General features: G+C 68.0%; 20 protein-coding genes. 13 read left to right on the top strand and 7 right to left on the bottom strand.

The window, feature by feature from the left end; all coding sequences use genetic code 11:
- Position 1: 1 nt before the first annotated feature.
- The 3 genes from ABZS71_RS28255 to ABZS71_RS28245 are packed head-to-tail and all read right to left on the bottom strand — an operon-like array spanning position 2 to position 2,492.
- Complete coding sequence (locus ABZS71_RS28255) at positions 2-1,003, bottom strand: beta-ketoacyl-ACP synthase III (protein WP_356214620.1); 1,002 nt, start codon at positions 1,001-1,003, stop codon at positions 2-4.
- On the bottom strand, positions 1,000-2,016 hold the full coding sequence (locus tag ABZS71_RS28250) for an AvrD family protein (RefSeq protein WP_356214618.1): 1,017 nt from the start codon (positions 2,014-2,016) through the stop codon (positions 1,000-1,002). The genes ABZS71_RS28255 and ABZS71_RS28250 overlap by 4 nt, the downstream gene beginning before the upstream one ends.
- Positions 2,013-2,492, bottom strand: a complete 480-nt coding sequence (locus tag ABZS71_RS28245; protein WP_356214677.1) for a hotdog fold thioesterase — start codon at positions 2,490-2,492, stop codon at positions 2,013-2,015. The genes ABZS71_RS28250 and ABZS71_RS28245 overlap by 4 nt, the downstream gene beginning before the upstream one ends.
- 241 nt (positions 2,493-2,733) lie before the next feature.
- On the opposite strand from ABZS71_RS28245, the gene ABZS71_RS28240 reads away from it, so the two are divergent.
- Entirely contained in the window at positions 2,734-3,711 is a 978-nt protein-coding gene (locus tag ABZS71_RS28240) for an aldo/keto reductase (protein WP_356214616.1), read from the top strand.
- A gap of 57 nt (positions 3,712-3,768) precedes the next feature.
- Here ABZS71_RS28240 and ABZS71_RS28235 read toward each other — a convergent pair whose 3' ends face one another.
- Positions 3,769-5,205 (bottom strand): IS66 family transposase, encoded by a 1,437-nt coding sequence (locus ABZS71_RS28235; RefSeq protein WP_356214614.1) that lies wholly within the window; start codon positions 5,203-5,205, stop codon positions 3,769-3,771.
- Between the two features lie 394 nt (positions 5,206-5,599).
- Entirely contained in the window at positions 5,600-6,286 is a 687-nt protein-coding gene (locus tag ABZS71_RS28230; RefSeq protein WP_356214612.1) for a helix-turn-helix transcriptional regulator, read from the bottom strand.
- Between the two features lie 190 nt (positions 6,287-6,476).
- On the opposite strand from ABZS71_RS28230, the gene ABZS71_RS28225 reads away from it, so the two are divergent.
- The 5 genes from ABZS71_RS28225 (at position 6,477) to ABZS71_RS28205 (ending at position 10,468) form a co-directional block, all read left to right on the top strand.
- On the top strand, positions 6,477-6,983 hold the full coding sequence (locus tag ABZS71_RS28225; RefSeq protein ID WP_356214610.1) for a helix-turn-helix domain-containing protein: 507 nt from the start codon (positions 6,477-6,479) through the stop codon (positions 6,981-6,983).
- Positions 6,984-7,209: 226 nt separating this feature from the next.
- Positions 7,210-7,710 (top strand): hypothetical protein, encoded by a 501-nt coding sequence (locus ABZS71_RS28220; protein ID WP_356214608.1) that lies wholly within the window; start codon positions 7,210-7,212, stop codon positions 7,708-7,710.
- A 6-nt stretch (positions 7,711-7,716) separates the two neighbouring features.
- Positions 7,717-8,934 (top strand): MAB_1171c family putative transporter, encoded by a 1,218-nt coding sequence (locus ABZS71_RS28215; RefSeq protein ID WP_356214606.1) that lies wholly within the window; start codon positions 7,717-7,719, stop codon positions 8,932-8,934.
- Between the two features lie 6 nt (positions 8,935-8,940).
- On the top strand, positions 8,941-9,777 hold the full coding sequence (locus ABZS71_RS28210; protein ID WP_356214604.1) for a class I SAM-dependent methyltransferase: 837 nt from the start codon (positions 8,941-8,943) through the stop codon (positions 9,775-9,777).
- A 274-nt stretch (positions 9,778-10,051) separates the two neighbouring features.
- Positions 10,052-10,468: a VOC family protein gene (locus ABZS71_RS28205; protein ID WP_356214602.1), complete on the top strand. Its 417-nt coding sequence runs from the start codon at positions 10,052-10,054 to the stop codon at positions 10,466-10,468.
- Positions 10,469-10,594: 126 nt separating this feature from the next.
- Here the strand turns inward: ABZS71_RS28205 and ABZS71_RS28200 are convergent, their stop codons facing one another.
- A complete protein-coding gene (locus ABZS71_RS28200; protein ID WP_356214600.1) occupies positions 10,595-11,473 on the bottom strand; it encodes a hypothetical protein in 879 nt (292 codons plus the stop codon).
- A 77-nt stretch (positions 11,474-11,550) separates the two neighbouring features.
- Here ABZS71_RS28200 and ABZS71_RS28195 point away from each other — a divergent pair, with 77 nt between their 5' ends.
- From ABZS71_RS28195 to ABZS71_RS28165, 7 genes are all read left to right on the top strand, one after another.
- Positions 11,551-12,039, top strand: coding sequence for a hypothetical protein (locus ABZS71_RS28195; protein WP_356214598.1), 489 nt, complete (start codon positions 11,551-11,553; stop codon positions 12,037-12,039).
- Positions 12,040-12,588: 549 nt separating this feature from the next.
- The gene (locus tag ABZS71_RS28190) at positions 12,589-14,415 is read left to right on the top strand and encodes a hypothetical protein (RefSeq protein WP_356214597.1); all 1,827 of its coding nucleotides are present in this window, start codon (positions 12,589-12,591) and stop codon (positions 14,413-14,415) included.
- Between the two features lie 382 nt (positions 14,416-14,797).
- Complete coding sequence (locus tag ABZS71_RS28185; RefSeq protein WP_356214596.1) at positions 14,798-15,961, top strand: exonuclease SbcCD subunit D; 1,164 nt, start codon at positions 14,798-14,800, stop codon at positions 15,959-15,961.
- On the top strand, positions 15,962-18,967 hold the full coding sequence (locus ABZS71_RS28180) for an SMC family ATPase (protein ID WP_356214594.1): 3,006 nt from the start codon (positions 15,962-15,964) through the stop codon (positions 18,965-18,967).
- 21 nt (positions 18,968-18,988) lie between these two features.
- Entirely contained in the window at positions 18,989-21,352 is a 2,364-nt protein-coding gene (locus ABZS71_RS28175; protein WP_356214592.1) for a Helicase associated domain protein, read from the top strand.
- Positions 21,353-21,552: 200 nt separating this feature from the next.
- Entirely contained in the window at positions 21,553-22,071 is a 519-nt protein-coding gene (locus ABZS71_RS28170) for a GntR family transcriptional regulator (protein WP_356214590.1), read from the top strand.
- Complete coding sequence (locus ABZS71_RS28165; RefSeq protein ID WP_356214675.1) at positions 21,993-23,078, top strand: PLP-dependent aminotransferase family protein; 1,086 nt, start codon at positions 21,993-21,995, stop codon at positions 23,076-23,078. Before ABZS71_RS28170 ends, ABZS71_RS28165 begins: the two co-directional genes overlap by 79 nt.
- Here the strand turns inward: ABZS71_RS28165 and ABZS71_RS28160 are convergent.
- On the bottom strand, positions 23,011-24,168 hold the full coding sequence (locus ABZS71_RS28160) for a UbiD family decarboxylase (RefSeq protein ID WP_356214674.1): 1,158 nt from the start codon (positions 24,166-24,168) through the stop codon (positions 23,011-23,013). The two genes, ABZS71_RS28165 and ABZS71_RS28160, sit on opposite strands and share 68 nt — an antisense overlap.
- Positions 24,169-24,222: the final 54 nt, after the last annotated feature.

Here is a 24,222-nt window from a genome sequence, read left to right as displayed (position 1 = left end):
CTCAGCCGATCGGCAGGTCGGGCCAGGTCAGGGTGGCCGAGCCCCAGGTGGCGCCGCCGCCGAAGGCCGTCAGCAGCACCCGGTCGCCTGCCTTCAGCACGCCGTCGGCCATGCCGTCGACGAGAGCGAGAGGGATGGAGGCGGCGGAGGTGTTGCCGACGCGGTCGATGTTCAGCACGGCGCGCTCCGGCGGCAGTCCGAGCTGCTCGGCGACGGTGTGGATGATGCGCGTGTTCGCCTGGTGGCCCACGAGCCGGTCGACGTCGGCGACCTCCCAGCCCGTGCGGGCCAGCACCGTGCGCGAGGACTCGGTCATGCGGCGCACCGCGGCGAAGAAGACGGACTTGCCCTCCATGCGGAAGTACCGGTCCTCCGGGCGCGGAGCCTCGCCCCGGGACCGCTCCTCGGCGCCGCCGCTGCGGACCGTGATCAGGTCGACCATCGAACCGTCGCTGCCAAGGTGTATGTCCAGCATGGCGCCGGGCTCGTCGGGTTCGCCGTCCCGCAACAGCACAGCACCTGCTCCGTCGCCGAAGATGACGGAGGTGGTGCGGTCCTCGGGGTCCAGGATGGTGCTGAACGACTCGGCGCCGATCACCAGGACCCGCTCGGCGAACCCCGCGGTCACGGCGGCTGTGCCGGCCTGGAGGGCGTAGAGGAAGCCGGAGCACACGGCCGCCACGTCGTACGCCGGTACGTCGGTCAGGCCGATGCGGCTGGCGACGGTGGGCGCGGTGGCCGGGCAGGGCCGGTCGGGTGTGGTGGTGGCGACGATCACCAGGTCGGCGCCGTCCGCACTGGCGTTCTTCAGTGCGCGCTGTCCGGCCTCCACGGCCAGGTCGCTGGTGGTCGCGCCGGGGTCGATGACATGGCGCTGTGCGATGCCGGTCCGGGTGCGGATCCAGGCGTCGGAGGTGTCGAGGCGCTGGGCGAGTTCGTCGTTCCTCACCACACGCGGGGGTACGAAGCCGCCTACGCCGGCGATCACTGCCGATCGGGTCATGCTGCCGCGTGTCCTTCCGAGAGCTGGTGGGCCACCGCGGACCGCACGTGGATGCCGGCTAGTTCGGCCACAACGTTCAGCGTGCGCCAGGTGCTGCCGCCCATGCGTAGCAGACCGGGGTCGTCCAGTCGGGTCATCACCGGGATTCCCTCCGCGGGGCGGTCCGGACGGGAGGCGGTCAACGTGGTCTGCCGCATCCACAGGGTGTTGCTGTCCTGGCGCCGCATGCCGTCGAGGTCGTACAGCATGATCTGGGCTAGCTGAAGGGCCGTCACGAAGGCGTCAACCATTGAGGCCGAAGGCTGGTACGCGCCCTCGAGGCCCGCGGTGGGCAGCGGCGCCCCGTTCTCGTGGACGACGGTCAACCCGGCGTCGGCCCGCAGCGCCACGTGGTCCACATCCACGTCGCGGATGTACTGCTGCCGCGTGGTGAACCCCTCGCCGAAGTAGCGGTCCGCCGCCGGGCCGAGGAGCGCGTCGAGCCCGCCGTAGGTCCGCTCCCCCTCGGTGGGCCGGACCGATGTGTGCGCGTGTTCCACCTCACACCGCACCCGCATGGTGCCGACCGCGCAGTCCACGACTGAGACCACTCGCGCAGGGTCCTCGGCGATCGGGTGGGTGCGGCGCAGCGTCGCCTCGGCCGGTAGCCGGGCGAGGTCTTCCTGCGGGCTGGTGCCAACTGTCATCCGGACCTTGCCCAGCCAGGCATCGCGCAGGTCCGCACCGGGGCCGCTCAGGCACGCCTCGGCTAGCTGGGCGGCGATGACGATTCCGTCGATGGTGCTGAAGTGCGGGCGCAGATCGGTGCCAGCGGCCTTCTTCGACCAGTCGGCGGGATAGCGCACGCCCACCGAGGAACGCGCCAGGACGGCACCGCCCGAAGTGCGCGCGAGGCGCACCTCGCCGATGTCGTAGTTGACCCGACGGAAGCCACGGCCGAAGAATCGCTGTTCGGCCGGCCCTAGGTGGTCGTCCACGGACGCCAGCACGGTCCGTGCTGAACTCGTTGTCATCGGTGCTCCGTTTGTTGTGGGTGTTCCCGTGGTGTCTTCCGGGCGGATGCTGTGCGCAGACCGGTCCTGCGGCCACCGCGCCGGATGGTGCAGGTGAGCCGCGCCGTGCAGGTTCGGTTTCCGGAGCCGTCGGTGATGACGATCTCGTACGAGGCCACGGCCTGCCGCTCGTTGAGGGGCCGGCACACTCCGGTGACGGTTCCCGAGGAGACCCAGCGGTGGTGCGTGCAGGACAAATCGACGCCCACCGCGTTCCCGCCGGGGCCCGCGTACAGGAAAGCGGCGATGGAACCCAGCGTCTCGGCGAACACCGCGTTCGCGCCGCCGTGCAGAATTCCCACCGGCTGGCGATTCCCGGATACGGGCATGGCGCCCACCACAAGCCCCGGTTCACACGTGAGGATTTCTATGCCCATGCGCCGGGTGAGTTGTTCGCTTTCGTATTCACTGTCGATCCGCATGGGTCCGAGCATCATGTTCGGCATTACGGTCTCCGTCTTTTCTTCGGACCACGCTGGCGGGCCAATGCGAGTCAAACACGGCCGTCCGGCGGTCAACAGGTTCATGGCCTGTTGCTGCCATGGCGGTGCCGGTTTTCCCCGGATACGCGAAACCGCGTTCGCCGGCCGTAACCTGCCAGAACCTTCGAATACTTCGGTGCATTACCGAACTGTGCTTTGCTGTCATGGAACAGGACAGGAAAGGAGCGCAGTCTCTGTGCAGCGCGTTTCGCTCGGTGGGCTCGATGTGTCACGCATCGGCCTGGGTGCCATGACGATGTCCGACTACTACACGGGAGCGGGCAGCGACGAGGAGGAGGCCGTCCGCACCATCCGGCGGGCGCTGGACCTCGGCGTCGACATCATCGACACCGCTGAGATCTACGGGCCGTTCGTCAACGAGGAGCTCGTCGGCCGTGCCGTCGCCGGGCGGCGCGACGAGGTCGTGATCGCCACGAAGTTCGGGCTTGTCTCCCACGCCGGTGCGGGTCCAGGCGTGCTCGACAGCTCACCGGCCAACGTGCGCAAGGCGGTCGAGGGCTCGCTCAGGCGGCTGGACACGGATCGCATCGACCTCATTTACCAGCACCGCGTAGACCCGAACACGCCGATCGAGGACACCGTAGGCGTGCTCGCTGAGCTGGTGCAGGAGGGGAAGGTCCGCCGCATCGGGCTGTCCGAGGCAGGTGCGGACACTATCCGGCGCGCGCACGCGGTCCACCCGGTGACGGCGGTGCAGACCGAGTACTCGCTGTGGTCCCGGCAGCCCGCGGAGTCGCTCCTGCTGGTCTTCCGCGAGCTCGGCATCGGGCTCGTCGCCTACTCGCCGCTCGGCCGCGGGTTCCTCACCGGGGCGATCCGGTCGAAGCAGGAGCTCGACGAGGACGACTTCCGGTTGACGACGCCCCGGTTCGCCGAGGGGAACTTCGAGCGGAATCTGCGGATCGTCGACGAGGTAGAGGCCGTCGCCGCGGACGCCGGCGCCACGCCCGCGCAGGTCGCGCTTGCCTGGCTGCTGGCGCAGGGAGACGACATCGTCCCGATCCCCGGTACCAAGCGCGTGGCCCGCATCGAGGAGAACGTCGCAGCCGACACCGTCGTCCTCACTCCGGAGCAGCTTGCCCGGCTCGACTCCCTCACCCCGCCTATCGGCGAGCGCTACGCCGACCAGGATTTGGCCCGGACAGGGCTGTAGCCGGTCCATGCGATCGCGCGGCTGGCCGTCGGACCAACGTGTCCATTCACGGGGTGGTCAGGCGGTGGCGACTGCGAGCCATGGGGTCCCGATGAGGGCGTCGCGGATGGCGCGCATGGCGGTGAGCCCGTGGGCGCGGGCGGTGGTGAGGTAGGAGCGGATGCGTAGGTAGCGGCGGGCTCCGGCCAGGCCGCGCCAGCAGCCGCTGACTTTCATCTTGACCTTGATGTCCCGCAGGGCCTGTTCCGAGGCGTTGTTGGTCCAGGTGAGCCCGGGGGTGAAGTCCCAGGTGAAGCGGAGGACTTGAGGGGTCTTGTCGATGAGGCGTTCGGCGAGTTGGCGGGCCTTGGACTTCTTCCCGCCGTGGTGCGGGTTGACGCTGATCCCGCACCGTGCCGCCGTCAGGAACTCACCCTCGATCCTGGCCCGTTCATGCTCGGGCACCATGCCCTCTCCGGCGGCGTGCGCCTGCTCGACGCTCTGCCCGGCCTCACGCAGGACCTGCTGGGCCGCCTGTGCCCAGGCGGCATGCTCCTCGTCGGGCGCGTTGTCGATGACGCCCTGCAGGTCCCGCAGCAGGTGCGCGCAGCACAGCTGCACCCCGGCCAGGTGGGCGTTGTACTTGTGGTAGCCGACGTAGTCGTCCCGGATCAGCACGCCGCGGTAGCCGGGCAGGATCCCGAAGCCGTCCAACGCGGCGTGGCCACGGTTGTCCGCCGCTCCGTACCAGGTCAGGCCGGCGGAGCGGATGGTATAGGCGTAGCCGCGCTCACCCGCCAGGCTGATCGGAGTCTCGTCCGCGCCCAGCACCGGCGACCGGCGCAGCTCCTGCTTCAGTCCCGCTTCGAACTGGCCCAGCGGCGCATCCAGCCGCGACAGACAGCGGTCGACGAACCCGGTGGACACCTCCACATCCAGCAGCCCGGCCATCAGCTTCGCGGTCCGCTCGGTACTGATCTGCCCCTCCGCGGCCAGCAGCGTCGCGAAGGCCCGCAGGTTCGGCCCGTAACAGACCGGACCGCTGACCCCCGGCGACGCGTCCCCGCAGGTCACCGCTCCGCACCCACAGCGCCGCCGTATCAAACGCACCTCGGTGACTTCCCGCTCGATCAGCGGGATGTCGAAGACCTGGACCGCCCGGAAACCCTCCTGCACCGCACCGGACAGCGGGCAGCTGCACCGGGCGCACTCGGCAGGCTCGACCCGTTCCACACGGTCAGGCACCGCGACCAGCTGCAACGAGCGGCCCGCCCGCCCCGGCTGTCCACCCGGCTTGCGGTCCTTCGACCGCTCCCGTTGCGACCGCGTCGCCTTCTTCTCCAGCGGATCCGACGACGGCGGTTTGCTGCTGTTGGTGGAGTCCGTCCCCAACCGGCGCTCCAGATCCGCGACCCGAGCGCGCAACTCGGCGTTCTCCACTCGCAGTTCATCGATCACGCGAGCCTGCACAGCGACCAGCGCGGCAAGATCCTCATACGACGGCTGCGGCGACACAACCCGCAACCTACCGGACCGTCAGACAGCCAAGATCAGCAGGTCACACCCACCCGTGAATGGACACGGACCAACGCCCTTACCGGACGAGTGAGGGGCCTCGCGTTTTCGGAAATTGGGACGGCGCAGCCAACACGTAATCCGCGGTTTCGAGCCGCATCATTTCGATGAATCGTGCTTGCTGGCTACTGAGCCCACTGGATTCCCTGCGGCGACGCCCGTTCCGGACGGAAAACAGGGATGAGACCCACCTGACCCAGTGTCAACATTCTCCGCATCCCGGGTGTACTTGCTGCGCGCATTCGTACTTCCTCGTTTCCTTGACAGAACAACCCTACTGGGTACCTGTCCTGAAACTCTGGGCCGTCCCACGAGCATGGAACGCGCCTCGGGGTCAGATCCACTGCCGCCGGGCTGCCTCGACCCCTGCCTGGAAACGGCTCTGGGCCTCCATCCTGGACATGACGCCCGCGATGGTCCGGCGGATCGTGCGGATCGACAGCCCGGTCCGTCGGGAAATGCCCTCGTCGGTCAACCCGTCAGCCAGCAACGTCAGCGCCTCCCGTTCCCGCTCGTTCAGTCCCTCCTGCTCCGCCCTGACCGCCGTGTCGGCGGGGAGGGCGGAGCGCGCCCACACCTGATCGAAGAGTGCGAGATAGGCACCCACCAGTGTCCGTCCCCGCAGCAGTGCAGCCCCGGAACCCACCTGGCCGGGATCCAACGGCACGATCGCCATGTCCCGGTCGGCGACAGCCATCCACATCGGCAGGTGCGGCAGCGCCCGCATCTGCGCGCCCGAGGCGGCGATCCGCTGGATGTCGTCGGCGTAAGCGGGATCGCTGCCGGCATCCGCCACGTGCAGGACGCGCACCTGCGCGCCGCGGCCGACGAGTTGGGCGCTCAGCAGTGCCGCCGGCTCTCTTACCCGTCTGGCGTAGGGACACCAAGGGAGGGCGAGACACAGCTCCTGTACCGTACGCCGGTGCAGCGCGCCCAGCAGGGCCACGAGAGCGTTGGAGTCGGTCAGCGGCTGCAGCGCTGTCCGGGCGGTATCCGGTCCGAGCAGTAACTGATTCTTCATCCTGCCCCCACGATGAAACTGATAGGCGGACTTACCTCTGGGCGATCCCCGCGCCCTTGCGACCCAGTTGGCGCTGCATCAAACATTCGTCACAGCCCCTCCACCTCGCAACGAGGACGATAGGCGCCACTCGCCCTCGCTTGCAACTTGCTGCGCCGATAGTGCAGTATGACGCACCGAGGAGGTGGCTATGAGCGAGCACCACACAACCGGCGCGAACACACAGCGGGCGCTAGACGACCATGTCCACACGACGAAGACCGACATCGCTGTGCGGCTGCGGCACATCCGGCAGCACCACCCCGAGGGACCGTTCAGCCTCGCAAAGCTCGCCAAGCTCGCCGGGGTTTCCAAGCGCACCTTGGCGTCCGCGGAGTCCGCGGAGGGCACCAACCTCACCATCGAGACTCTGGTGAAGCTCGCTCACAGCCTCGGCATCCAGAGCTGCGCCTACTTCCTCGACGAGCAAGTCTTCCAGCAGGTCAACAAGGAGCTGGAGGCGCTCAAAGAGCTGCGCCGGCAAAACCTCCAGGGCGTCGCTCTGCGAACGTCACACCCGACACCCCTTCACACCACCACCGACCAGCTCGAACAGCTCCTCACCGGAATCATCGACGCCGCAGCCCAGGCCCGCGACTCGCTACATGGCACACCATTGCCTGATGACGAGGCGCAGCGCCGTTACGGAGGTCCGTAGGCGCCCACAAATGACAGTCAGATTCCGAAATTCGCGGCACTGGCTGCGCCGCGCGGCCCGTCAGGACCGGATTCCGCCAGCGCCGCGAGAAACCGCGCTGCACTTTCCCATGCCTCACCAGGCACAGAGGATCCGAGCAGCTGCCGGGGCCGACAGAAGGCTAGTCTGCAGCATGCATCGAGCACACGATTTCTACAGGTGTCCAATTGAGGGGCAAGGCGACACCATGACCACACGACAGATCCGTAAACGGTGCCAGGCGCTCATCGACACGCTCAACCTACCAAGACCCTTCTCCGTGGATGCTCTCGTCCAACAGCTATCCGCACGGCGGGGCCGGCCGATCCGGATCCATACCGTGCCGATCGGCTTCGCAACCAACGCCTGCGGCCTGTGGATCTCTACCAACCTCAGCGATGACATCTACGTCGAGGAGAAGGCCACCAAGTTCCATCAGGAGCACATAATTCTCCACGAGATCGGTCACATCTTGTTTGGGCACGGCATCACTGATCAGGAAACCCGGGGCGCACTCACCACGCTCTTACCCGGCCTCAGCTACGATTTGATCAGCCGGGTCCTGGCCCGCACCAACTACACCACTGAGCAAGAACAAGAAGCCGAGCTCGTGGCCAGCCTGATCCACGCCGCGGCAGGGACGCTCGCCCGCTCGCTGTCGACCGGCGTGCGCGGCGAACTCGAAGCCGCCCTCGGGATTTGTGAGTAGGGAGCCATGGACAATCAGTTTCTCTACGGACTGGGCTCCCGTGTGGAGCTCCTCGGCGCTCTTGCCATGTGGCTGGTGATATTCCTGCGATTACCCACAGCCCGCCATTCGCGCCAACAGCAGATGCTGCTCATCGCTGTGATGGGGGTCGCCGGGTCGATCACCGTCTATCTGGATCCCGTGACAGCAGCCCTGAACCGGACTTTCACCTTTGCCCAGAGCTGCGGTCTCTTCATGAATGAGTGGGGAGTCCTCGGTTCAGCTCTCATCCTGGACTTCGTCCTCGCAGCCGTGTCTAGGCGCCGCCCTTGGCTCATCTACGGTTCGATGATCGTCACGATGGCCACCTTGCTCGTGCTCAATTTCACGACGGCCCCACACGCCGGCTGCGTCACCTCGATATCAGTCCCGTGGTATAGCCCCTTTTGGTGGATTCTTATCGCAGCACACCTTGTTGGCACGATCCCCTGCGTCGTCCTGTGCGTGCGCTACGCCCGGCAGGCGAAAGGGGACCGCTCCCTACGGGTCGGCCTGCTGCTGTTTGCCGCCGGCTTCACCTCGTCCTCAGTGTTTTGGTCGGTCGTATTGGCCTTTCTCCTCTACCGACCGGCCTGGCTGGGCGCGTTGTTCCCGCTCAATATCGGCGTCACGGCGTGGCTGATGACCGCCGGCGCCGCCCTGCCACTGGTTCTGAGGGTCCACCAGATGGCCAGAAACATAATCGCACTATGGCGCCTCCGCCTTCTATGGAGCGAACTCACCGAGGCAGTGCCGCACGTCACCTTGAACAGGCCGCGACCAGTGATCCGCGAGGTGCTCGGGAGCCCTCACTCAATCTACCTTCGCCTCTACCGTCGCGTCATCGAGATCCGCGATGCTCTGCTCATCCTGCAGGACTATGTCACTCCCGAAACAGTGGATGTCGCCCGGCGCCACGTGACCGCCCAGGCCCTGCCTGAGAAACAGATTGAGCCGACGATCACTGCATGCTGGCTGGAAATTGCACGCCAGGCCAAGGCGAAAGGGGCTTCGCCTCAACCGAACCCGCTGGCCTCCAAGCACCCGAGCGGGCACGGCCTTCGAAGCGAAACCGACTTCCTGCTCGACGTCGTTCGGGCACGCAAACTTCCCTCACTACGCCTTTTTGCCCTGTCACAGACCGTGCCCCACGCCACCGTTCCAGGCAGATACGATCACAAATCCTCGGCCCCGACCAAGGAATAGGCGACAATGAAGAGAATCGAGCGGCCTAGCACCGCTGACCAGTACAGCGTCGGCATGTTGAGCAAGGACTCACCGTATGAACGTGAACGCCTGGAGTCTATTCAACGGAGCGTGGACGCGTTCACCATCAGTATTATCCAAGGCCTTCCCAGCGAAGCGTCCTGGAACTGCCTTGAGCTGGGCGCGGGCGCCGGCTCAATCGCCTACTGGCTTGCCGGACGCTGCCCGGACGGACGCGTAGTCGCCGCCGACATCGACGCCCGCTATCTCGACGCGGGTCGAGCCGCGAATCTCGAAGTTCAGGAAGCCGATATCACCCACGAGGACTACACTCCTGGCAGCTTCGAGCTCATCCACGCGCGCTACCTGTTCTGCCACCTTCCCATGCGAGACGACATGATCGCGCGGGCTGCCCGCTGGCTCGCCCCCGGAGGTTGGCTCGTCATCGAAGAGCCCTACCACCTACCTGCCGATACCTCTCCGTTCCCCTTGGTCCAGCGCCTCTTGGCTGCCTATCAGCAAAAGTTCAGCGAGCACGGAGCTGACCTGACGTGGGCACGCAGCCTTCCCGCCCAGCTCGCCCGCAGCGGACTGAGCGAGGTGTCCTTCGCCGGGAACCTCGGCTGTATGGGAGGGCTCGGCAAAGACCGCTGGCTCCCCCTCATCACCCAGTCAGGCCCCTCCCTCATTGCTGACGGCCTCATCACCGAGACGGACCTGGCGCGGTTCGCGGACCTACTGAAGGACCCAGCGTTCATCGACATCCCGCAAGTCACCATCTCCGCCTGGGGCCGCCGCCCTCTGGAAAACACCAACGCCGACGCCTCGGTGGGGGCGGTGTAGACGGGCTTGAGTCTCGCCGTACCACCCGGCTCGCCTCCAACACAACAGAAGCAGTGAGCGGCGGGCAGGCCCCACACATCCTCGGGGTGAACAAGTTCCGCAGCCCCGCCACGCCGGCCGGGACAGCCGGGCAAGTGCACTCCTTTCCCCGCGGCTGAGGTCCAGCGTGTCCTGGCCGACTCATCAAGGGCAGGGGAGTGAGAGCCTGTTGCTCCGCTCTGGTCAGCCGACCGCGGCGCGTTCAGCCTGGTGGGCTGACGGGCAGGATCGCGGAGTGCCCCATCTCGGACTGGTGACTGTTGTCGTGCGTGACTACGACGAGGCCATCACCTTCTACGTGGACGCCGTCGGCTTCGAACTCCTGGAAGACACGCGTATCGACGACGGGAAGCGCTGGGTGGTCGTTGCCCCGCCGGGGGCACGGGAGGCGGCTGTGCTCCTCGCCAGAGCCGCGGTCTCTGAGCAGGAGGCCCGCGTCGGGGACCAGACCGGCGGCCGCGTTGGCTGGTTCCTGAACACCGACGCGTTCGACCGTGACTACGAGCGCATGCGGGCGGCTGGGGTCGCGTTCGAAGAAGCACCCCGGCGCGAGCACTATGGCACGGTCGCGGTGTTCCGGGACCTGTACGGAAACCGCTGGGACTTGATCCAGCTGAACCGGAACCGGCGCCGTTGGGGCCGCCGACGGTAGATCGTGACGAATCGGAGCGGCAGGATCGGTCTGCCAACTCGACAGACGCCAGCGACCAAGGCTGTGCACCGCCCAGCAGCTCTACCGTGCTCGAGGGACGGCCGCAGCGGTGCGGGTCTGGCGTTTCTATGTGGGTGGGTTGGTGTGTTTGCGTCGGCGGCGGAGGGCGCGTTGGGCTTGTGCGCGGGCGCATTCGCGGGAGCAGTATTTGACGCCTGAGGTGCGATTTTGGCCGTACTCGGCGCGGCCACGTTGGCGGACGAAGTTCTGGCGGCAGGTTTCGTTGGCGCACCGGCGGACAAGGGCGCCTTCGACGAGGTGGTTGTACAGCTGGAGGAAGGCTACGGAGTAGGCGGTGGGATAGCGATCGGCAAGGTCGCCGATGCCGATGCTGAACGGGCTCAGCGCACTGTTCAGAACGGACTTCAGCGCAACGATGCGGCTTTCGATGAGCAGGGCCTGCAGGTATTCCAGGGAGGGTGGCCAGGGCGGCTCCTTGCCCTCGTTCTGCGCCTGGATGCTGGCCAGGTTCTCTTCGGTGACCTCCGCCTTGACGAGCTCTTCGAGCCCGTTTTCCTCCTGGCAGGCGAGCCACGTGGTGATCGCCTCCTGGGCGGTCTGCACGTAGATCCTGACCAAGTCGCGGTGCACGCCGAACGGGTGCGGCTGTTCTTCGCCGCCGGCCTCGGGGACCGACTGGACTTCCTCGTAGACATCCTCCGAGTCCACATAGAGATCGTTTCGGCCTGCGCCGACGAGGCTTCCGTAGGTCCGGAACATCTCGGTCACGCCGTCGAGGCCGTCTGCGGATAGCTCCATGAGTTCGCGCAGATAGAAGTCCTCCGGCAGTTGAACGAGGGGGCGTTCATCGAAGGGGACGGGTGTCCACAGGATCCAGTCACCCTCGATCCGGACGTCCTTGATGTGCCGTCTGAGGAAAGGCGCTGGGATGGCCGTCCCGGGCCAGAGCGTGGGACGAAAACGTGGGTCAACGTATGCCGCCATGAAGGCATGCTAGCCGCTACGGTGGTAATACAAAATAGCAAGACTTGGTACCACGCCCGGATGAGGGGGAGGGACACGTGGCCAACTGGCCTTTACGCAAGGAGATCGGCGACCAGCACGAACAACGCATCACTCAGGAACTCGAACACCGCGGATGGGCCGTGCACCCGTACGGCCAAGGCACTTACCCCGCCGCGATCCAGAACGCGCTGAGGCGAACCGACTCCCCGCTGCGCCAGTTCCCCGACCTGATCGCAGCCCGCGGCCCGGACCTCATCACCATCGACGCCAAGACTCGGATGCCCAGCACCATGACCAGTCGCTACGCCATATCCCGCAAGTGCCTCCTTGCGGGACTTCAGTTCCTGGGCATGTACGCACCAGTTCCCCTGTACTACGTGTTCGGCGACCTGACGGTCCTTACGCCAGTAGAGGTCATGCACTACCCCTCGAACGCGTCCCGCCACTCCAGCGGCTCTTACTACCTGATCAGTACCCGTCGAGCCCACCGCTTCGACGACGTGTTCGGGAGCATCATCGCGGAACAGGCGGAACAGGCCGCATGACTTCCCAACTCGCCCTGACCCAGTGATCTGCCTGGTCCTCGCTCCGGCGGCCGCGGGTGCCCACGCCCGTCACACGCTGTGCTGCGTTCTCCCTTCACTCCCGGCGTTGGTGGCGCATGTCTGCGAGCCGCAGTCCTGTGGTGTCACGTGGGCGTCGCCCGACGCGGTGGCTTGACGCTCTGCCGGGGCAGTTCACTCCCGGCTGTTCAGGCACGGAAGAGCGTCGCTGACCTGTGTTCACGGCGAGGGCTGTCTGGAAGGGGAACGAGACTAGGCGTCCTGGTGGGTGCCGGTCCCGCTGGCCGCTCCGGAGGCAGCGGTGCGCACCCAGCAGCGTCCGCCCTCCGTGCAGTTCCCCCCGCGTGCGCCCGCTGCATGACCTTGATACTGCCCGGGGCGAGATCGGCGCCGAACACGCCGAAACGGGCGGGCAGTTGAGCTGCGGGCTCTAGGATGACGTTCTCCGCGCTGAGGAACACAAGCCTCTTCGCTCGCACATGCCCCACTCCCGTATCGGGGGTGACAGAGAGATACGGAGCAGCTTGAACAGTGCACCTCGACAGCTTCTCTGCCTCCGGATTCCGCTCGCTGACACAGGTGGCTGGCATTCCCGTCAGCTGCCCGACCATCCTCGCCGGACGTAACGACGGAGGGAAAAGCGCCGTTCTGACGGCCCTTTCCTTCCTCCTCGGCGCCCACCGCCTCACGGACGAGGACCGCACCTACCTGCAGGGCGACGGATCCGTCGGCCGCCGCTGCGAGGAAACGTGGGTAGAGGGCACCTTCACCCTCGATGCGGCAGAACGCGCTTTGGGAGATCTTCCCGCCCCGGCCAGGATCCGCCGCATCGCACGAGCGGGAGAAACGCCCTGCTGGGAGTACTACGGTCGGCAGCCTGCCGACAGCCGTCTGCGCGGCCTGGACCGGCTGCTGAAGCAGCCGCTTGCCGACCTCGTCGCGGAGTTCGGACTCTCCCCGGCCAGCCCGCTCAAAGATGACTTGCTCGCTGCCGTGGCGGCCTACGCCCGCAGCGCACCCCAGGTCGAGCGGTGGCAGCCGCTGCCCAAGCAGCTCGAGGCCCGTCTGCCCCGCCTCCTGCTGTTCGGGGGTAAGGACGAGAGCCCTGATGACGCCGTGCGCACCGCACTGAGCAGCTGCTACGAAACCCATCTCGAGGACGAGACTCTCCAGAAGCAGGTGCGGCGGATCGAAGCGGAGATCACCCAGCGCCTGGAGAAGGAAGCAGACTCGCTGTGCCAGCACATCCGCCGGCACTGTGACGAGTTCGTCGGTGTCCAGGTCAGACCTGAAGTTTCCTTCAAGGGCGGTTTCAAGAGGGCACCGCTGGAGGTCTCCCGGGCCGACGGCGAACCCGTCGACCTGACTCGCTCCGGCCAGGGCAGTACCCGCCGTATCGCGCTCGCGGTATGGGAATGGACCAGCAATCTCCTGGAAGACGCTGAGCTGGCGGCCGCGGGCGAGCCTGACGGCGAGGAACCGACCCAGACGATCGTCGTCTACGACGAGCCCGACACCCACCTCGACTACCGGCACCAGCGCACTGTCATGGACATCATCCGCAAGCAGTGCGCCCTGCCGCACGTCAGCGTCATGGTGGCCACCCATTCCATGAATCTCATCGACGGTGTCGACATCGCCGACGTCGTCCATCTCAAGCTCAACGACCGTGGCCGTACCGTCGTCGAACGCCTCATCGACGACTGCCACGACGGCATCGACTTCCACCTCGGACAGATCGCCGCAGCCCTGGGACTGCGCAACTCCGTCCTGCTCCACCAACGCTGCTTCCTCGCCGTGGAAGGAGAAACCGAGCAGCAGAGCATCCCCCTGCTGTTCCGCCTCTCCCAGAACCTGTCCCTGCAAGCGGCCGGCATCGCCCTGTGGGCCTGCGACAACAACGAGGGGGCGCTGCACCTCGCCCGCTACCTCGTCAAACACCAGCGCACCGTCATGCTCATGATCGACGCCGACAGCCGCAACAACAAACTCCTCAAAGACGAGAGACTGCGCCGAGCCGGCCTCGACCTCGCAACCCAGGTCTCCTACGTCGGCGAGGCCCAGGGGCGCAATGAACTGGAAGAACTCTTCACCAACGAACAGTGGGCCACGGCAGCCGACAAACTCTGGCCCCGCCCCGCTCCACAAACCTGGAGTGCCGACGACTTCGAGGCCCACCGCGGCGGCAAGAAGTTCAGCGAGAACATCCTGCGCATGATCAAGAGCGAAGCGGGGGAGCGGAGCCCCGGCGGCAAACCCGCCATGGTCTACGGCCTCACCACCACGCTCCACAGGCCGCAGGACGTACCGCAGCAACTACGGGACGTTTTCCAGCAGCTGCAGAAGCTGGCTCACTGACCTGTGCCCCGGCGGCTCCGTCGCCGCTCGCGCATGCGTTCCTTGCGTTGCTCGGCCGTGGGCGCCGTCCACGCATGCCAGCCTGCCTCCGGAACCCACTGCCGGGCATGCCCGCGCGCTTCGATGCCGCACCACCGGCAGCCGCCAGGCGCCAGCTCACGCACGGGCTGAGCAGAACGCGGTGATGACATGTCCTTCTCCCTTCCCCCACTGCTCATCTTCCCTCCTGCCACTGACAATCGCCTGGTACCGCTCCGCCGCCGTAGGGGCTGCCGCCCAAGAGGAGAAACCTTCCCTCACCTGCTGCCATACCCGCGTGGAGGAATCCGTTTATCCGGAAAACCATCCGTAACACCTGCACGGATGATTACGGTCTGTGCTTATGAGGTTCCTGCACACTTCGGACTGGCACCTGGGCCGCCGGTTCCACGAGGCAGACTTGATCGATGCCCAGCGCGCCTTCCTCACCCATGTGCACGACACCGCACGCGATCAGCAGGTCGACGCGATCTTGGTGGCAGGAGACATCTACGACCGCGCGATCCCCAGCCTGGACGCAGTGCGGCTGTTCAACGACGCCCTGAACCAGTTGGCTGATCTCCGCCTGCCGATCATCATGATCAGCGGCAACCACGATTCCGCTCACCGGCTCGGAGTCGGTTCACGGCTCCTTGCCCGCGCCGGTGTCCACCTGCGCACCGACCCGGTCACTGCCTGCACCACTCCGGTTCTGCTGGACGACGAGCACGGCACTGTCGCCATCTACGGCATTCCCTACCTGGAGCCCTCGCTGACCCGCGACGAACTCGAGGCAGACAGGAGCCACCAGGCGGTGCTCACCGCGGCACTGGACCGCATCCGCGCTGACCTCGCCACCTACCCGACCGGGACGCGCTCCGTCGTCCTGGCCCACGCCTTCGTGGCCAACGCCAAGCCCTGCACCAGCGAGCGCGACATCACCGTCGGCGGCATCGACTACGTCTCCGCGAGCGCCTTCGGCGGCATCGACTACGTCGCGCTCGGCCACCTCCACGGAGCCCAGACCATCGGCGACCGCATCCATTACAGCGGATCACCCCTGGCGTACTCCTTCTCCGAAGCCGACCACACCAAGACCCTCACCGTGGTCGACCTGCACGGCGACTCAACCGTCACCCCCACCTGCATACCCACCCCCGTGCCACGCCCCCTCGCCTGCCTGAAGGGCCCCTTCCAGGACCTGCTCACCAACCCCGCCCACGAGCACCTGACCGGATCCTGGCTGCAGGTCACCCTCACCGACCCCGCCCTTCCGTACGAGCCCATGGCCCAACTGCGGCGCCGTTTCCCGCACACCATGCAGCTCCTGCACAAACGCCCAGACACAGCCGAGCCGGCGGACAGACCCACCTACACCCAGCGCCTCGAGGGCCGCACCGACCTCGAGATCGCCTGCGACTTCGTCAAAAAAGTCCGCGGCACCGACCCCACCCCCACCGAGCACGACCTGCTGCGCCAGGCCGTCGAAGTTTCCCGCATCCACGCCACACAAGAGGTGACCGTCTAAATGCGCCTGCACAGCCTGACCCTGCAGGCATTCGGCCCCTTCGCAGGAACCCACACCGTCGACTTCGACTCCCTGTGCACCGACGGCCTCTTCCTCCTCCACGGCGATACCGGCGCCGGCAAGAGCACAGTCTTCGCCGCCATCTGCTACGCCCTGTACGGCAAACCCCCCGGCGACCGGGATCTGTTGCTGCGCAGCGACCACGCCCCCTCGCACCTGCTCACCCAGGTGACCCTGGAGGCCACCCTTGGCGGCCGCCGCCTGGAGATCACCCGAACCCCGCAGCAGACCAGGCCCAAGGCCCGTGGAACAGGAGCCACCCTCCAGAGCGCGCTAACCACCCTGCGCGAGTGGAGGCACGACGCCTCGGGGCAGGGACGGTGGGAGGCATCCAGCAAGTCCCACCAAGAGGCCGGCGACGCGATCCTCACGTTGCTGGGCATGAGCCGCGACCAGTTCTGCCAAGTCGTTCTCCTGCCGCAGAACCAGTTCACCCAGTTCTTACGCGCCAAGGCCCCCGAGCGCAGAGAGCTTCTGGGAAAGCTCTTCCGCACCGGCCGCTTCGCCGACATCGACCGCTGGCTCCTGGAGCACAGCCGGGAGGTGCAGAAGGCACTCACAGCTGCCCGCAGCGAGGTGACCAGCCTGATCGAGCGCATCCACCAGGCCGCGGGCGACCTCGACCACGAACACCCAGCCCCCACCAGCGACGATGCGCACACCCTGACCGGGCCTACCCGCACCTGGGCCACTGCCCTGGCGCACGCCGCAGCATCGGACCTGGAGGAAAAGACCGCGCAGGCAACGAGGACAGCCGCTGACCTGAGCACCCAGCAGGCTCTCGAACTCACCGTCCGCGCACTCCACCAGCAGCAAACCGAGCACCGCAACGCCCAAGAACAGCTCGACCTGCTCCAGCAGCAGGCGCCCCGACAGCAGGAACTGAACAATCAGCTCACGCAGGCCCGCCGAGCCGGCAAACTCGCCGCCTTCGTCCACGCGGCGAACACCGCCAGCACCGAGCACGACCGCGCCGCCCTCCACGAGGCCGACGCCCGCAGCCACCTGGCCTCCGGCCATGCCACGGCCACGGCCGATCAACTCACCGCTGCCGAACAGCAGCTGCGCGCCCAGGCCGCCGTCGCCGAAGCGCTGCTACCGGAAGAAGCAACTGTTCAGCAGCTCGCCACTGACCTCGAACGTCTCGACGCCGAGCGTGTGGAATCCGCCGCCGAGCAGCGCGAGGCCCGCACCTGGCTCGAGCAGGCGCCCGCCCGCCGCACGGTCCTCACCGGCCGCATGGACGCCGCCCGCAGCGCCGAAGCCGACAGCCGCCACCACGCAACCACCCTCGAAGACGTACGCCGGCGCGTGACCGCAGCCGAACAGCGCGACACCCATCTCGCCGCAGTGACCGAGGCCGAGCAGCACCTGGCCACCGCCAGCGCCTTCACCGCCGCGGCCGCCGCGGCCTACATCGACATCCGGCGCCAGCGCACCGAAGGCATGGCGGCCGAGCTCGCCGCCGGCCTCGAAGACGGTGCTCCGTGCCCGGTCTGCGGATCCTGCACCCACCCCGCACCGGCCGCCCCGCATCCCGGCCAGCCGGACCGGGCCGACGAGCAGGATGCCGAAACCCGACACCTTAAGGCCCAGCAGGATGAGCAGGCCGTGAGCGCCACGCTGCAGCAGGCCCGTGAACGAGCAGCGTCAGCAGCCGGAGAGGCGGGCGACTTCCCACTGGCACACATCCAGGCCCAGTGCCGCACCCTCGAGGAGGAACTGGCACAAGCCCTGGGGCAGGCCGCCGACTTCGGCACAGCGTCCGAAGAACTCGCCGCCCTGGAGCGCGAACACGCCGAGATGACCCGCAAGGACACCACAGCCGGCGAACAGCTCTCGGCGCTCAACGCGGACTACGATCACGCCGCTGCACGGCTGAAGGACCTCACCACCAAGCTCGACGCGGCACGTGAGGACGCCCCCTCGGTAGCCGCCCGCGTCACCGAACTCACCCAAAGCGCCGACCAGCTCAAGACCGCAAGCGAAGCCGCCTCCATCACCACCCGCACCGCCCTTGAACGCGACGAACGCCTCGCCCACGCCGCCACCGCTGCCCAAGCCCAGGGCTTCGACACCCTCCAAGCCGTCGAGCAGGCACTGCTCGACGACGACGCGGCCCACGCCGTCGAAGAAGAGATCAAGCAATGGAGCCACCAGCGCGCAGCGCACACCGCCGTCCTGGATAAACCCGAGCTCGTGCAGGCCGCAGCCCAGCCACCCGCCGACCTCGAGGCTGCCCTCGCCCTGCGCGAAACCGCCGCCGAGCAGCACACCCAGGCCGTCGCCGCCGCCACAGGCTCCCGGACCTGCAGTGACAACCTCACCCACCTCACCACAGAACTCGACACCCGCATCCAGCGCCTGGAACCCCTCCAGGGCGCCTACGACACGGTGCACCACCTCCAAGAACTCATCCACGGCACCTCACCCAGCAACAACGACCGCATGGAACTAGAGGCATACGTCCTGGCCGCAAGACTCGAACAAGTCGTCGCCGCCGCCAACACCCGCCTGACCCTTATGTCCGACCACCGCTACGCCCTCTCCCACAGTGACCACCGGGCTGCCCGCGGTGGACGCTCCGGCCTCGGCCTCAAGATCACCGACGCCTGGACCGGCCGCGACCGCGACACCGACACCCTCTCCGGCGGCGAATCCTTCTTCGCCTCCCTCTCCCTCGCCCTCGGCCTCGCCGACGTCGTTACCCACGAGGCAGGCGGCCGCGCCCTGGACACCCTCTTCATCGACGAAGGCTTCGGCACCCTGGACGAAGACACCCTCCACCACGTCCTCGACGTACTGGACTCCCTGCGCGCCCACGACCGCACCGTCGGACTGATCAGCCACGTCCCCGAACTGCGCCGCCGCGTCACCCACCGGCTCCACGTCCGCAAGGCCGCCAGCGGCTCCACCCTGGCCCTCATTACCGAAGCAGCCGAATAACCCCCAAGGTGCGGTGCAACAATGCCACCGCCCCCACCCGCCCAGCTCAGCATCGGAGCGGCGCACACCATGGCCCTCACCGACCTCGAACTGAGGCCCCACCAGGCCGAAGCCGTCACCGCGGCCACGAAGACGCTGCGCGCCCATGCCCGGGCGAGTGTGGTGGCCGCCTGCGGCACCGGCAAAACCCTGATCGCCGCGCGCACCGCCGCGCGCCTCGCCGCCCGCGGCAGGGTTCTGGTGCTGGTACCGACCTTGGACCTGCTCTCCCAGACGGTGCGGTCCTGGCACGTGGCCGGACGCAAAGGCCCGGCGATCGCCGTCTGCTCAGCCCGCCAAGCCATGGACCACCAGCCAGCCGGTGACATCCCGATGACCACCAAGCCCGCCGAACTGGCAGAACTCACCACCCACAGTGGCCCGGTCACCGTCTACGCCACCTACGCCTCCCTGCCCACCCTCCTGACCGCACACCAAAGCCACCAGCTCCCGCCATGGGACCTGGTGGTCGTCGACGAGGCCCACCGCACCGCCGGCCGCCTCGGCAAAGCCTGGGCCGCCATCCACCACGACGATCAGGTCCCTGCCGCGCGGCGCCTCTACCTCACCGCCACCCCCCGCATCTGGGACCCCGAGGCCGACCGCAGCGACGATCCCGTGGCCTCCATGGACGACGAGACGCTCTTCGGGCCCGTCGCCTACCGCCTTACCCTCTCCGACGCCATCGACCTCGGCCTCCTCGCCGACTACCAGATCCTCGTCCCCGTCATCGACAACACCACCCTGCGGGACTGGCTCGCCACCGGCCCCGGCGCCGGAGCCGACGGCCTGCGCCTAGCCGGCCGCCAAGTCGCCGTCCTACGCGCCATCCACGACCACCAGCTGCGCCGCGTCCTGACCTTCCACCACCGCGTCGCCGACGCCCGCGCGTTCGCCACCACACTCACCGACACCGCCGCATCCCTCCCCGCCCACCTCCAGCCCGCCGGCCTGTGGTCGAACTGGATCAGCGGCACCCACCCACCCCGCATCCGCCGCCGCGTCCTGCTGGAATTCGCCCAGCACACCGACAGCCACACCCCCGCCGTCCTGGCCAACGCCCGCGTCCTGGGCGAAGGCATCGACGTCCCCACCATCGACGCCGTCGTCTTCGCCGACCCCAAGAACAGCCCCATCGACACCGTCCAAGCCGTCGGCCGCGCCCTGCGCCAACCACCCGGCGCCGGCAAAAAAGCCACCCTCATCGTCCCCGTCTACCTCACCCCCGACGAAGACCCCGACGACCTCCTGGGCGCCGACGCCTACACCCCCCTATGGCGCACCGTCCAAGCCCTACGCGCCCACGACGAACGCCTCACCGCACGCCTCGCCGACCCCCGCACCAACCGCCCCACCCTCACCTCCGACGACCCGGGCGCCTGGCTGCGCTTCGACCGCCCCACACAAGAAGAAGAAGTCGCCCTCGCCCTCACCCTGCGCGTCCTGGCCCCCAAGAGCGCCGAATGGCGCCGCGGCCTGACCGCCGCCCGCCGCTACCACCGCACCCACCACCACCTCGACGTCCCCCAAACCTTCGAAGACGACGCCCGCTACCCCCTGGGCACCTGGCTCACCTGGCAACGCCACCTACACACCACCGGCGCCCTCGACCCCGCCCGCACCGCAGCGCTCGAACGCCTCGGCATCATCTGGGACCCACACCAACAAGCCTGGGACCGCGGCCTCGCCCACGCCCACGCCTGGGCCGCTCTCCACGGACACCTCGCCGTTCCCGTCGACGAACGACACGACGACTTCCCCCTCGGCCGCTGGCTCGCCACCCAACGCACCCGCGCCGACCACCACACCCCCGCCCGTACCGCAGCGCTCACCGTCCTCGACCCTTGGTGGAACCCGCCCTGGCCACTGACCTGGCAACGCCACTACCACGCAGCCCGCCGCCACACCGAAGCCGGCCACACCCTCGACCTGCCCCGCCACCACACCACCGACGACGGACAACGCCTGGGGGAGTGGCTCCACACCCAACGCACCCACCCCGAACGGCTCCACCCCGAACAACGACGCCTCCTGGCCGGGGTGGGCCTTGTCCTCCACACCCCAGCAGGCCACTGGCCCCAGCCCACGACCCCCCGCAGGTCACCGGCCCGTGAGCGTGCCTTCCAGCGCGCGCTGGCCGCAGCCAGTGCCTTCCACGCCCGCGAAGGACACCTCAACGTTCCCCAGCGGCACATCGAAGACCTGGACGGCGACCCAGTGCGCCTGGGCCAATGGATCAACAACGCCCGCCGCCGCAGGGAACACCTCACCGCCGACCGCATTGCTGCCCTCGACGCGATCGGTATGCAATGGGCGCCAAAGACCAAGGCCACGCACACCCATTAGCCCTCGATCAGTTGCTGCACCTTGGACTCGGGACGGCCAAGGCGTATCGGCGAAAGCCTGGACGCGACTCGGCGGTGATCCCAACTGAGTCGCCCACGCGCGGCGGAGCAGCCGCCGAACGTCGCGTGATCGCCGGAGCCCCGCGGAGCGGATCCGCCGCCATGGCAGACTCGGCCTAGGTAGGGGAAACGGAGGGGGACGTGGGGTCATCGGAGTTGCTCATCGTCCTGGACCGGGACGGCGGCACACCGCTGCAGCAGCAGGTGTGCGACCAGGTCACGGCCCTGGTCCGGTGGGGGCAGCTGCGGCCGGGTGACCCCGTGCCCGCGTCCCGCGAACTCGCCCAGCAGCTCAATGTGTCCAGGACCGTCATCACCCGCGCCTACGAGCTTCTGCGCGCCCATGGCATCCTCACTGCACGGCGCGGCTCGGGTACCAAGGTCGCTGGTCTTGTGGGTGGCGCCGCTCCGCCACGTGCCCCTCACATGGCGCCCCCGGCGCTTGCCCCGCAGCCGCCCAGGGCGACCGATGGCGGCAACGCGCTGTGGCAGCCTTGGGAGCCGCCGCCCACCCACCACCCGGGCACCGCGCTCGACTTCCGGCACGGCACCCCGGCGCTCGCGGACTTCCCCGTGGCCCGCTGGCGGCAGTCCATGCACGACGCGTACGGGCGCGCCGACATCGCCGCGCTCGGCTACGGCCGGCCGAGGGATCGCTGACCCTGCGTATGGAGATCGCCGCTCTCGTCCGGCAGAGCCGAGCCCTCGACGCGTCCCCCGACCACATCATGGTCACCGGCGGTGCCACTCAGGCCTTGGACATCCTCGTCCGGATGCTGGTCGGGTCGGGTGACGTGGTGGTGATCGAGGACCCCAGCCACACCGTGCTGCGCCAGGTCTTCGGCTGCTCCGAGGCCGCCGTGGTGCCCGTCCCCGTGGACGAGGAGGGGCTGCGGGTGGCGGACATCGACGCCTGTGTGCGGGCCCGGGGGCACGATCCGAGGCGGGTGAAGCTGGTATATGTGACGCAGTCGCACCAGTTCCCGACCGGGTTCATCATGTCCGAGGGGCGGCGGCGCGGGCTCCTTGAGTGGGCGTACGCACACGGGGCGACGGTCCTTGAGGACGACTACCACAACGAGTTCACATTCTCCGACGAGCGGCTGCCCGCGCTGGCCGCCGAGCGGCATCGGGACACAGTCGTCTACGTGGGCAGTTTCAGCAAGACGCTCTTCCCCGCCCTGCGGATCGGCTACGCGGTGCTGCCGCCGCACCTCATGCGGCCCTTCCTCGGCATCAAGTGGATCACCGACAGGCTGACGCCCACCGTTGCCCAGGAGGCACTCGCCGACTTCATCTCCACCGGTGCGTACGCCCGCCACATCAGCCGTATGACGCGCCTGTACCGTCAGCGCCGAACCCGCCTCCTGGAGGCGTTGTACGAGCACTTCGGCGCCGAGGTGCGTATCTCCGGCGAGGCGGCGGGCCTGCACGTCCTGGTCACCCTCATCGGGGCGCGCGGCGTCCCGGAGGACAAGATCGCGCGCCTGGCGGCCGCGCGCGGGGTTCGGATGTACCCCGCGTCCGGCTACTTCGTCCAGGACCCGCCGACCGAGCCGTCGTTCCTGATGGGGTACGCCGCCCTGCCCGTCCCCCGTATCACCGAGGGGGTCGCCCTGCTGGCCGCTGCGGTGCGGGAGGCGGCCGGTCTGGTTCCGGCTCCGTGAAGCGCGGGCGGTGGAAGCGGGCGAGGTGGGCGTGGGGCACGGTGCAGTCGAAGTGGGCCTTGGCCGTGCGGCCGTCGGCGGACAGGGCGTCCGAGTACGCGGTGGACTGCGTCGGGTCCAGGGGGAAGCCCTCCCTGTCCGGCAGGACCGAGACGTCCCGGTCCGCCTGCAGCCGTGTGGTCATCGCCCACCACAGGTCCGCGTCCGACTCCAGGTCGACGTCCTCGTCCACCGAGACGACCAGTTTGGCCATTCGGAACTCCTCCAGGACCGATTCCGCGGCCTTGCGCACCGCCTCGTCGTCGGCGGCCGACCGCTTGGCCTGCCACTGGATGACGACCATGAGCTGGCCGCCGCCCGCCGTGTGGCAGTGCACCGCCGTGACCGGCGCGCCCTGCCGCCGCAGTCGGCTGAGCACCGCTGCCTCCATTCCGAAGCCGAGCAGCACTGACTGCTCGTGCCCTGGGCCCGAGACGGTCTGCAGAATCGCTCCCTCGCGTGCTGTGATCCCGGTGATCCGGACAGTTGGCAGTGCGGGGTGCGCCCGGCCCTGGTAGCCGAGGAACTCCGGTGTCGCGGCTGGGCCCTGGGGGTTCTCCGGGGCCAGGCCGGGCAGTAGCTCGCCTTCCAGGACGTACTCGGCGTGCGCGATGCACTCCGCGTCGACCGTCCGGCAGGACGTCAGCTCCACCGGCGTGCCGCCCAGCGCGCCCGCCACCGCCAGTTCGTCGACTCCCCGCGGAACCAGTGAGGCCGGGCAGCAGGAAGAGAGCAGGACGGCAGGGGCCAGGCCCAGGTGGATTGCGACCGTTAGCGGCCGGCCAAGGCGCTGTGCCGCCTGGTGGGCGGCCTCCAGGTCCCGGCCCGGCACCATCCAGATGGACAGCAGGTCGGGGCCCTGCACGCACAACCGGTGGATCGAGAGGTTGCGCACCCCGGTCTCCGGATCGGTCGCCAGGACCGCGCCGAGCGTCAGATAGGGGCCCGCGTCCGTGTCGGTGAGCACCGGGACCGGAAGCGCCGTGAGATCCGGGGCGAGCTCCGTACGACTAGATGAATGAGTCCAAGGGGTGCCGTCGCGGTTAGTGATCGTAGGCGATCAGTGACCGCTTGATGGGTTGCCCTTCCTTGTCGTTGTGCCAGA

The sequence above is a fragment of the Streptomyces sp. NPDC005393 genome, assembly GCF_040606675.1.
GTDB lineage: Bacteria > Actinomycetota > Actinomycetes > Streptomycetales > Streptomycetaceae > Streptomyces.
This window is presented reverse-complemented; position numbering and strand designations above follow the sequence as displayed.